The sequence below is a fragment of the Roseibium sp. FZY0029 genome (assembly GCF_036350355.1).
Classification (GTDB): domain Bacteria; phylum Pseudomonadota; class Alphaproteobacteria; order Rhizobiales; family Stappiaceae; genus Roseibium.
Genome location: NZ_JAZDVZ010000008.1, coordinates 303,867 through 314,503 on the forward strand (window position 1 = coordinate 303,867; position 10,637 = coordinate 314,503).

General features: G+C 62.3%; 11 protein-coding genes. 1 reads left to right on the top strand and 10 read right to left on the bottom strand.

The annotated features are described in order from the left end of the window. Positions 1 to 3: 3 nt before the first annotated feature. From pufL to V1T76_RS22645, 10 genes are all read right to left on the bottom strand, one after another. Positions 4 to 849, bottom strand: a complete 846-nt coding sequence (gene pufL, locus V1T76_RS22600; protein WP_330562946.1) for a photosynthetic reaction center subunit L — start codon at positions 847 to 849, stop codon at positions 4 to 6. A gap of 98 nt (positions 850 to 947) precedes the next feature. Further along, positions 948 to 1,145 carry a light-harvesting antenna LH1, alpha subunit gene (gene pufA / locus V1T76_RS22605; protein ID WP_330562947.1) on the bottom strand — a complete coding sequence of 66 codons (198 nt, stop codon included), beginning with the start codon at positions 1,143 to 1,145 and terminating at the stop codon, positions 948 to 950. Between the two features lie 12 nt (positions 1,146 to 1,157). Next, positions 1,158 to 1,379, bottom strand: a complete 222-nt coding sequence (gene pufB, locus V1T76_RS22610) for a light-harvesting antenna LH1, beta subunit (protein ID WP_330562948.1) — start codon at positions 1,377 to 1,379, stop codon at positions 1,158 to 1,160. A gap of 119 nt (positions 1,380 to 1,498) precedes the next feature. Further along, the gene (locus V1T76_RS22615; protein ID WP_330562949.1) at positions 1,499 to 1,732 is read right to left on the bottom strand and encodes a hypothetical protein; all 234 of its coding nucleotides are present in this window, start codon (positions 1,730 to 1,732) and stop codon (positions 1,499 to 1,501) included. A gap of 44 nt (positions 1,733 to 1,776) precedes the next feature. Beyond that, entirely contained in the window at positions 1,777 to 3,222 is a 1,446-nt protein-coding gene (gene bchZ / locus V1T76_RS22620; RefSeq protein WP_330562950.1) for a chlorophyllide a reductase subunit Z, read from the bottom strand. Then, positions 3,216 to 4,793, bottom strand: a complete 1,578-nt coding sequence (gene bchY, locus V1T76_RS22625) for a chlorophyllide a reductase subunit Y (RefSeq protein ID WP_330562951.1) — start codon at positions 4,791 to 4,793, stop codon at positions 3,216 to 3,218. Before bchY ends, bchZ begins: the two co-directional genes overlap by 7 nt. A gap of 15 nt (positions 4,794 to 4,808) precedes the next feature. After that, positions 4,809 to 5,816 (bottom strand): chlorophyllide a reductase iron protein subunit X, encoded by a 1,008-nt coding sequence (locus V1T76_RS22630; protein ID WP_330562952.1) that lies wholly within the window; start codon positions 5,814 to 5,816, stop codon positions 4,809 to 4,811. After that, the gene (bchC, locus tag V1T76_RS22635) at positions 5,813 to 6,754 is read right to left on the bottom strand and encodes a chlorophyll synthesis pathway protein BchC (protein ID WP_330562953.1); all 942 of its coding nucleotides are present in this window, start codon (positions 6,752 to 6,754) and stop codon (positions 5,813 to 5,815) included. Before bchC ends, V1T76_RS22630 begins: the two co-directional genes overlap by 4 nt. Positions 6,755 to 6,896: 142 nt before the next feature. Continuing rightward, entirely contained in the window at positions 6,897 to 8,093 is a 1,197-nt protein-coding gene (locus V1T76_RS22640; RefSeq protein ID WP_330562954.1) for a methyltransferase, read from the bottom strand. Between the two features lie 2 nt (positions 8,094 to 8,095). Further along, positions 8,096 to 8,965 carry a polyprenyl synthetase family protein gene (locus V1T76_RS22645; RefSeq protein WP_330562955.1) on the bottom strand — a complete coding sequence of 290 codons (870 nt, stop codon included), beginning with the start codon at positions 8,963 to 8,965 and terminating at the stop codon, positions 8,096 to 8,098. 101 nt (positions 8,966 to 9,066) lie between these two features. Here V1T76_RS22645 and crtD point away from each other — a divergent pair, with 101 nt between their 5' ends. Next, positions 9,067 to 10,635, top strand: coding sequence for a 1-hydroxycarotenoid 3,4-desaturase CrtD (gene crtD / locus V1T76_RS22650; protein WP_330562956.1), 1,569 nt, complete (start codon positions 9,067 to 9,069; stop codon positions 10,633 to 10,635). Positions 10,636 to 10,637 lie beyond the last annotated feature (2 nt).

Sequence of the window (10,637 nt, forward strand, 5' to 3'; positions counted from 1 at the left end):
CCCTCAGCTCCAGATCGGCAGGTCAAGCCACCAGTTCCACCACTGGGGCCAGCCCTGGTTCCAGAACGGTCCGCTGATGACGATGCACACTGCGCTCCAGAAACCCGCGTTCAGTGCGAGGATCAGGCCAAGCCGGTGGATGCCAAGCGTGCCGATGGAGTAGCCGATGATGTCGCGGAAAAACGTGTCTTCGTATTCGGGTGTCTTGACTTCGGCCTGCTTGCCGCCGCCTTCCTGGCTTTCGCCGGGATTGGCTGCGGACAGGATCAGGCCGCCGTGAAGCGCGAGCGCCAGACAGGTCGTGAAGAAGAACGACACGGCAATCATGTGCGCCGGATTGTAGTGGAAATGCAGATACTGGTAGCCGACGTTCGACACCCAGTCGAGGTGACTGAAGATGCCGTATGGAAAGCCATGCCCCCACGCGCCGAGCAGCAGCGGGCGAATTACCACCAGCGTTGCGTAGGCGAAGATCGCGAAGGAAAAGGCGAAGGGAACGTGATAGCCGATGCCCAGCTTGCGGCAGATCTCGACCTCGCGCAGGGCCCAGGAACAGAAGGCCCCGAGCGCGCAGACGGTGATGATCTGCCAGAGCCCGCCCTCCTTCAGCGGCGCCAGTGCCAGACCATAGGAGAGGTCTGGTGGAGCGATGGAAATCTGCCAGATGTTCCAGGTGGGGCCGAGGGCGGCCCCATAGATGATCAGGGCGGTGCCCAGGCTTGCGAAAAACGCAGTGGTCACACCGAAAAAACCGACATAGAACGGGCCGACCCAGAAGTCGAAGAGGTCGCCGCCGATCAGCGTCCCGCCACGCACGCGATATTTGCGTTCAAAACTCAGCAGCGCCATTGTCTCTCCTCCACAGGTGATCAGCCGGATGGCGATTGGGCTGTCTTGCGATTTGGCGGCGGACGGAACCATGAAGAGCCGCGCCCGCCGCCTGTTTTTCAGCCGATTAGCCTCAGATCCTCGCCCACCGTGACGGATTGTTCGATAGAACCGGTCGTGATGGGTTTCCCCTCAAGCCAGTTGAATCGATCAGTGCTCAGCAGGATGAAATGGATCAAAATGGCGAGCGTGAACAGGAAGACCGACAGAGCAACGAGTGCCCTGCGCGGATCGAACATGAGCCAGATTCTCCACATGTTGCGACCTCCCTATGCAAGCATCGGCAAAAGCGCCTGAGCCGTCTGGTTGACACCTTCAAGTGAGGCATAGCCATCCGGACCGGGAATCCAGGGACGCCACAACCAGACCAAGATATGCGCGACGACAGCGATCGCCGTGAATATCAAAAAGCCTTGGATGAAGAATCCATGGACCTCTTGCGCTTCGCTTTCGGTCAGACCCGAAAGTGAGACATTTGATGAATCAGCCATCAAATTCACCTCGTAGTCTCGAAACGCCGCGGCGCCCCCGCGGCCGGGTTCCAGTGAAGCCGGATGAGCAGTCTCACTGGGGTCTTGCCGATGTCGAGAACACCGGCAAAGTTCTCAGGTCACGCGTGGAACGCGTAACCCAAAGCTGCGTAGGCCGACGCCTTGGCTTCGGCAAAAACGGACCCTTCGACGGTGCCGTCACGTGGACCGAAGATCTGGACGACACGCGCCAGTACGACGACCGCGAGGCAGAGCGGGAAAACGACGATGAACAACCGTTTCATCATCAGTTTTTCTGATCGCCGCTCCTGATGCCGGCGGGTTGGACCCGTATCCTGCATGGTGGAAAGCATTCCTCTCCCTCCCTCATATGTGCCGGTGCCGGCCCCCTTCGGGATCAGACCGGCGCTGTCGAAAGGCGTGAAGCCCGCTCGACATGTGTCAGCTCGACATCTGTTGAATTGTCGCGGCGCGCTTCGTGCTCGGCCGCTTCTCTCAAGCGCTTGGCGGCGGAAATGCGCACCAGCACCGGTTCCCTGTTGATCAATTTGTCCAGCGCCGCCTGGGCGTCGGCCCGCCAGGGCATTTCCGTGCGCGCTCTGGCTGTCGTTGCCTCTATGGCGTCGAGCTCTCCGGCCCGCGGCAGGATCTCGAACAGCATGTCGAACAGGGCGTTGCAGACTTCCTGGATCAGCCAACACGCGCCCGAATAGCCCATTACCGGCGTGCCGGTGTGCCGGCGCACGATGGCGCCTGGATAGGAAAGCTGGATGAACTTGCCGCGCGCACCGGCCTCGGCCATGTACATGCGCTCGTTGAAGGAGCCGAACATCACCATGGGCGGCGTCCTGGCGATCAGTTCGGCCACTTCCGGATTGTCCGTTTTCGCGCCGGCCTTTCGGGCGACGGCGAACGCACAGGGCAGGCCCATTTCCTCTTCCAGGAAATTCTGGACACCGCGCACATAGGTTTCGTTGGCGACGATTGCGAAATTGGCCGTGGCGAAGAAGTCCTGGGTCACCGAGCGCCACAGGTCCCAGAGCGGTTTCAGCGTGGTGTGTTTTTCCCGCGCGATAAACGGCTCCGGATCAAGATCCAGGATTTCGCCGAGGGTACGCAGGAACGCCGTCGTCGAATGGATGCCGACCGGCGCCTGCAGGTAAGGCCGCTCCAGGGTCTCGCATAACATCCGCCCGAATTCACGGTAGAGGCAGACATTGGCTTCCGCATCGGCGAGCTTGCGAACGTCTTCAACGTGGCTGGAGAGCGGGAAGATCATGTTGACCTCCGCGCCGATACCTTCCAACAGACGCCGGATCTCGTGCAGATCGGACGGCATGTTGTACGTGCCGTAGATCGGACCGATGATGTTGACCTTCGGCTTGGCGCCGTCCTTGCGCTTGCGCGCTTTGGGTACGCGTTTGGGGCCGAACTCGGTCCAGAGCCATTTGAGGGCCCTGTCAGCGCTCTGCCACTGGTCCTCGTCGATGGTCCGGGGCAGGAACCGCTTGATGTTGGTACCTTCCGGCGTCACGCCACCGCCGATCATCTCGGCGATCGATCCAGTCACGACAACGGCCGGCAGATCGGGATCGAGGGCCTGGTGGGCCCGTTTCATCGCACCTTCCGTGCCGTGCTGGCCAAGCTCATCCTCGGAGAGACCGCTGACGACGATCGGCAATTCGTGCGGGGGGAGGGCATCGGTGTAATGCAGCACCGAGGTCACCGGCAGGTTTTCACAGCCGACGGGGCCGTCAATGATCACCTGCAATCCCTTGATGGCGGTGAAGGCATAGACGCTGCCCCAGTAGCCGCCGGCCCGGTCGTGGTCGAGGATCAGCATCCGACGCTCTCCCCGTTGTCGACCGCGTTGTGCGATTTCTGGACCGTTCTGGCGTATTTCGCCCGGTAGCCGCTCTTGTCTTCCGGCACGTCCTGCCAGATGCCGGCAGTGTCGCCTTGGCCGACGCCCTCGAAGAAGTCCTGCATTTTCAGGAACCGGTCCTTGTTGGCAATTGCCGTTGCGATCATGCCCGGCAGCGAGCCGGTCCCGGCCGGTCCCATCAGCGGGCGGGCGGAAATCAGGTTGGTGAAATAAAGCGCCGGTGTTGCCTTCTCTTTCGCTTTTTGCACGACCGGCGTGGTGCCGATGGCCAGGTCAGGTTCGAATTCCTCGAAGGCCGCCAGATCCTGTTCCAGCGAAGCGCGGAACCGGACCTCGACGCCATGAGCCTCGAGCCATTCGGCATCTGCGGCGCTATAAGGCGTTTTGGGGCAGGCGGTGCCGACATAGCGCAGATCCGCGCCCAGTTCCTTCAAAAGCCGGCCGACCAGAAGCTCGGAGCCTTCGTAGCCCGATAGCGTAATGCGGCCGTTGATGCGGTTGCCGTCCAGCGCCGCCGAGATGGCGCCATACATGGCGTTGCGGCTGATGTTGATCCTGTCCGCTGCGACACCGCAGGCCTCGCCGATGGCCGACAGCCAGGCATCGGTGCCTTCCAGACCAATCGGCGCCGAGCCGACGATCTTGCGGCCCGCGGCTTTGAATTCCCGGAAAGCGGAGGTGTAGAACGGGTGAATGCCGGCCACGGCGGCGCAGTCGAGCGCGGCATAAAGCTCGCGCCATTCGCGTACAGGCACGGTCGGGCCGGCCGCCAGCCCCATCGGCTCAAGCATGCCGCCGATGACGACCGGGTCGGCCGGGAACATTTCGCCGACCAGGGTGACGGTCGGCTTGTCGTTCAAGCCGTCACGCGGTGGCAAAACCGGGCCATCCATCGCTTCCTGGCGGGCATAGGCCAGCATGGCGCCGGAAAGCACGTCCTTGGCCTCGGCATGGGTCGGGACGCCGAACCCAGGCACGTCAATGCCGACAATGCGCACGCCGTCGATCTGTTTCGGCAGCATTTGCAGCGGTACGCCGGAGGCAGTCGGAACGCATAGATTGGTAACGATGACGGCGTCGAACTTCGCCGGATCGGCCATCTTGTGGACGGCCTCGACGATGTCCTCGTAGAGCTTCCCCGTTACCAGCGTTTCGGAATTGAACGGCACGTAGCCAACCGAGCGTTTGGCCCCGTAGAAATGCGAGGTGAAGGTCAGGCCGTAGACGCAGCAGGCCGATCCGGACAGGATCGTCGCCACGCGGCGCATGCGCAGACCGACGCGCAGGGAGCCGAAGGCCGGGCACATGGATTGCGGCTGGTCGTGCGGTCCCTTGGGGTAGTCGTTTTCGTAACGGTCCATCAGGGCATCATTGCCTGCGGCCCGTGCGGAGGCTTTCGAAAGCTCCGTTCCGCCATGGCAGCCGGAGGCCTCCGCGGTTGTGTTACCCGCTGAACCGACAGGCGCGCCTTCGGACCGCGTTGCGGGTCCGACGGCTTCCAGCTCCAGTTCCTTGGTGTGGGTGTCCATAATCCTGTCCGGTCTTCAAACGGTGTCGTAGATCACTTCGAGGGAAGGCTTGTTCACAGCTCCAGCTGCGCACATGTCCTCGGGTGTCGCTGGCGTCAGTTGATAGTCGGCGCCGGTTTCACTGGAATCGAACAGCCCCAGCAGACCGTCCTGATCGAGCGGTTCAGGCAGCACCGGAGGCGCCTCTGCGAGCTTCACCGACAGCGCCTCGAACAGCGGCGCCCATTCGCCGCCCGGCCGGCCGATAATCTGGTAGTTGGCACTCTTGCGGCGGATGTCTTCGTGTTGCGGGATCGCGGCCAGAACCGGAATGCCGACGGCCTTGGCAAAGGCCTGAGCTTCGCCGGTGCCGTCGTCCTTGTTGACCACCAGGCCAGCCACACCGACATTGCCGCCGAGCTTGCGGAAATACTGGACCGCCGAGCAGACGTTGTTGGCGACATAAAGCGACTGCAGGTCGTTCGAGCCGACAACAACCACCTTCTGGCACATGTCCCGGGCGATCGGCAGACCGAAGCCGCCACAGACCACGTCGCCGAGGAAGTCGAGTAGCACGTAGTCGAAATCCCAGTCGTGGAAGCCGAGTTTTTCCAGCGTTTCAAAGCCGTGAATAATGCCGCGGCCGCCGCAGCCGCGGCCGACTTCCGGACCGCCGAGTTCCATGGCGAACACACCGTCGCGCTTGAAACACACATCCGAGACGCTGACTTCGCTACCAGCCTCCTTGGCGGCGGAAGCGGTCTGAATGATAGTCGGGCAGGCCCGGCCGCCGAAGAGAAGTGAAGTGGTGTCACTTTTGGGATCGCAGCCGATCAGCAACACCTTCTTGCCGAGCTGGGCCAGCATGTAGGAGAGGTTTGCGAGCGTGAAGCTCTTGCCGATGCCGCCCTTGCCGTAAATGGCGATGATCTGCGTTTCCTTGGTGACCGGGCCGGTGGCTGGGGCATCCGGTTCGATCGCAGCTTCCTCTCTGAGAAAGTCCTGCATCCGATAAGGCCGGCTGGTGGGGTTCTCCAGGATCATGCGGTTTTCCTCCAGTCGATAACCATTTTCAGGCAGGCCGGATCGCCAAATGCTGTCCGGTAGGCGCTACCGGCGTCGGACGGCGGAGCGTGGTGGGTAATGAGGCCTTTGAGCGACAACCTGCCGGAGGCCACAAGCTTGAGTACGGCACGGGTGTCTTCAGGCTTGAATTCGGCGGCGAGGGAAATCGAGATCTCACGCATGAACGCTTGTGGGAAGTCGAAGCCGACACGTTTGCCGTAAAAGCCGGCCAGCACCAGCACGCCACCCTTGCCAAGTCTTGCGATCGCGGGATCGAGTGCCGCTGGATTGCCGCTGGCATCGATGATGCAGTTGCAGGACCTGCGAACGGCTTCGGAGGATGGGTCGAGAACGTCATAGCCATTCGCGCCGCTTCGCCGGCCCTTGGAAGTTTCCAGAACCTGAGGCGGTGTCAGTCCATGGGCACAGACGATTCGGGCAATCAGTCTTCCCAGAACGCCATGGCCAATGACAAGGTCAACCGGACGGCTCGCGCGTTGGACCGCGTGATAAGCCGTTGCGGCAAGAGCCAGAAGAACACCGTCTTCGGCAAGGTTCTCGTCCAGAGGAATGACGCGTGACCCCGGCACAACGAGCCGGTCGGCAGTTGCACCGAAGAGGCCAGTAGCGCCTTCAAAGCAGCTCGCACCGGGCACAAAGACGGTGTCGCCTTCTTTTTGCCCGGATTGAGATCCGGCTTCGACGATGCGCGCAACGGATTCGTATCCTGGAACAAGCGGGTAGGCCATGCCGGGAAAGGTTGGCATGGAGCCGTCGAAAAGCATTTTTTCCGTGCCGGTGGAGACCCCGCTCATCAGGGTTTCGACAACCACGTCGGCGTCATCGGGCGCGGTTAAGGTAAGGCGCTTGACCTGCAGCGAGCCGGGCTTTTCGAAAACAATTGCCGTGGTGTTCATCTGTGTGCCTCCCGCACAAGGGGTTCGGCGTCTCTTGGAGTGTCATTGTAAGTTGACGCAATTGAGTGTCAATTAAAATTTACACTTTTGTTGGTGCGAAGCGGCAAGGCCTTGTTGGGAAGGTACTATTCCCGGGCTGGTTTCAACGTTCGGCGAACACCAGGGTCGCCAGAAGCGGGTTGGGGGTCGCGACCGTGTGCGGGCGCCGGAAACCGGCTTCGTCCAGGAGGTTCTTGATTTCAGTGTCGGTCCGGCAACGACCGGACCCCATGGCGAGGAAATAGAGACTGAAATAGACGGCTGAGAGCTGAGCGCCTTCGCTATCACCCGCCATCGCCTCGGCAATCATGATCCGCGTGCCGGGCTTCAGAGACCGGTACAGGTTGCCGAGGATATCGAGAACGCGGTCGTCGTCGTGGTCGCACAGAACCCGGATCAGACACACACAATCCGCAGTGTCCGGCACGGGATCTCTGGTGAAGTCGCCGGCATGCAGTGTGCTTCGGTCTATCAGGTATTTGTCGGTCAGGTGCGTGCGCGCCAGCTCGGTGACGGCGGGGAGGTCGAAGAGTTGCAGATGCAGGCTTGGATAGGCCGTTGCCGCGGTGACCAGGAAGGCGCCATCGCCGCCGCCGACATCCAGGATGGAATCGTAGTGACCGAAATCGTGCGCGGCGAGAATGCAGTCTGCCAGCATGGCCTGGCTGCTCCGCATCAGGGCCGAATAGGATTGAGCGGTTTCCGGATCGATGCCGGACGGGTTCTGCCCATGCGCATAAGCCCAGTATTTTCTCAGCTGCGTGGTGCATTTGCGTGACTTGAAGAGATCGGCAGGTTGCGCCAGATCGCGGTAAAGAAGGGAATGGTGTGCGATTATGGCTGTCAGGCCGGGGTCGGAAGCCACCACGACACCTGCATCGTCCAGGACCCAGCGGGATCGGCCCGCCCGCCTGACAAGGTCCAGCCGTTCTGCCTGTTCCAGGAGCAGTTGCATCCGGTCCTCCGGCAGGCCGCACTCTTTCGCCAGGTCCTTGGTGGAGAGACTGGCATTCCGGAGCCGGTCGAGGACGCCGAGCGAGACGCATGCGCTCAGTACCTGACTGAAGACAAAGCCTGCGGTCAGCCAGAACAGGTCATTTGCCTTTCGCCTGACTAGCCAGCGCGTGCCGGGAAAACGCAGGGCGCGGCTGCGAAATCCCTGCGAGCCGATCAGGCGGTTGCGCCATTGGCGCACACGCAGTCCGATGTGCCGCTCTCCGCCGTTCGTCGACGGGGGCGCTGCCGGCTGCGGTGAAGCAGACGTTTCGTCAGCGCTGTCCCTGTCGACCAGGTCCGACATGATCAGGCCGCGCTTGCGGCCAGTTTAGCGGGCATGAGCCGCTTGGCTTCCTTGTGGATCATGGCGCGCAACATCTCGGCGCCTTCGCAGTCGGGCACGTTGCCGGCCGCTTCGTCGACCAGCGCCAGAAGCTGTTTCAGGGCGCCTTCGACGCCCAGTTCAGCAACCAGGTTGGGCCTGCCGTTCAGCGCGTCCTGGCCGGCCGGTTTGCCCATGCTGCCGGTTTCGTCCATGGCATCATAAAGATCGTCAGCCACCTGATAGGCCGCACCGAGTGAATCCGCGAGGCCGTACCATTCCAGCGGGTTGCCGTCCGATGAAAGGGCGCCGGTGGAGACCGCGCCGGTGAAGAGCGAAGCGGTCTTGGCGCGATGATAGGCGGTGATGTTGATTTTCGGCTCGCTTTCCCAAGCCTGGCCTGCAACCAGCCCGTAGGGAGAGCCGACGGCATTGGCAACAGTGGAAATCAGGCGCGCCGTCAGCTGCGGCGCATGCAGTGTCTCGCGCGCGATCGTCTCGAAGGCGGCGACAATCAGACCGTCGCCGACCAGAAGGGCAATTTCATCGCCATATTCCGCGTGAACGGTCGGCTTGCCGCGCCGGGTCGCGGCATTGTCGAAACAGGGCAGGTCGTCATGGACGAGGGACGCGCAATGCAGCAGCTCGATCGCCGTTGCCGAAGCTGTGGCAACCCGCGGATCCCGGTCCCCGCAGGCGAGAGCAACCGCGAGGCACAGGCGCGGACGGATGCGGGCGCCGCCGGGAAAGACCGCATAGCGCAGGGCTGATGCGAGTTTCTGCGGGCAACCGTTCGCGGTTGCGTAACGGATGGCGGTTTGCATTCCGGTTTCGATCCGATCCGACAGGTCCATGGGGCTCTCCCTGATTTGGCATGGATGTCCAATTTAATTGACGCTATACTGTCAACATAAAGTGACACATTGCATCCGAAAGTCAACTTGAAGGACGGCACATGGCAACCGGGTCGCCGGAAAAAAGGGTGGTGGTCGTTGGTGCCGGCATGGGCGGGCTGGCTGCTGCGCTGCGACTGGCTGCGGCCGGGCGGTCCGTGCTTCTTCTGGAAGCGGCCGATGAGCCCGGCGGCAAGCTGCGCCAGGTGACGGCCGGTGGTCGGGTCTTTGACGCCGGGCCAACCGTATTGACCATGAAATGGGTCTTTGACGATCTTCTGGGTGACGTCGAGACCTGTCTTGAAGATCAGATGACCCTGGAAAAGGCCGACCTTCTGGCAAGGCATTACTGGCAGGGGGGAGAGCGGTTCGATCTCCAGGCCGATCACCAGGCAAATGTGGACGCCGTTGCCGAACTTGCCGGGCGCCGTGAGGCGGACGGATACCGCAGGTTTGCAGCGGACAGCCGGCGGATCTACGAACTCCTGAAAGACACGTTCATCGATGCGTCCCGCCCCAACCCGGTCAGCCTGACCAGACGGATAGGCCTGTCAAATCCCGGTGCAATGCTGGCCCTCAAACCCTTCTCGACGCTCTGGTCCGCGCTTGGCGGTTATTTTTCCGACCCGCGTCTCAGGCAGCTTTTTGGCCGTTACGCCACCTATTGCGGGTCGTCGCCTTATCTTGCACCGGCGACATTGATGCTGGTCGCGCATGTCGAACAGGAAGGGGTCTGGATCCCCAAGGACGGCATGCAGGCCTTGGCACGGCGACTGGCGGATCTGGCCGTGGGGCAGGGCGCCGATCTGCGTTTTGGCTGCCGGGTCGAGTCGATCCTGACCAGCACGGACGGCCGGTCTGTTGCTGGCGTCTGCCTGGCGGATGGCGACTGCATTCCCGCCAGCCAGGTGATCTTCAACGGGGACGTGGCCGCGCTTTCAAGGCTTCTTGGCCGTGTGGAACGTCGGGGTGAGGCGCGGCGCTCGCAATCGGCTTTGGTGGCCTGCGGTCCGGCACGGCCTGAGGGCGTTCAACTTGCGCACCACACGGTGTTTTTTTCCGACAGGTACGAAGACGAGTTCAAGGCGGTTTTCGACCGCTGTCAGCCACCCGGTGATCCGACGGTCTATGTCTGTGCCCAGGACCGGTCCGCGTCCGGCACGTGTGGCAAGACGGGCAACGACGAGCGGATCTATTGCCTGATGAACCTGCCGGCCGATGGTGACCACCATGCCTATTCCAGAAAAGAGTTGGACCGATGCCTGACAGCGATGGACCGCCGGCTGGCGGCAAATGGACTGATGCTAACGCGGAACCGCGAGGCCCTGGCGCTGGTGGCACCGGATACGTTCGAAACGCTCTATCCGGCGACAGGCGGGGCTCTGTATGGCCAGGCCTCGCACGGCTGGCGGGCATCGTTCAGCCGGGCGGGAGCCCGCGGCCCCCTGAAGGGGCTCTATCTGGCCGGCGGCAGCGTGCATCCGGGGCCGGGCGTGCCGATGGCGGCCCTGTCGGGCAAGATCGCGGCGGAGTGCCTGATGGCCGACCAGCCTTTGACCGGCCGGTTCCGCCCGGTGGCTATTGCTGGTGGTATGTCGACGCCACCAGCGACTGCGGACAATTCGCCCTGACG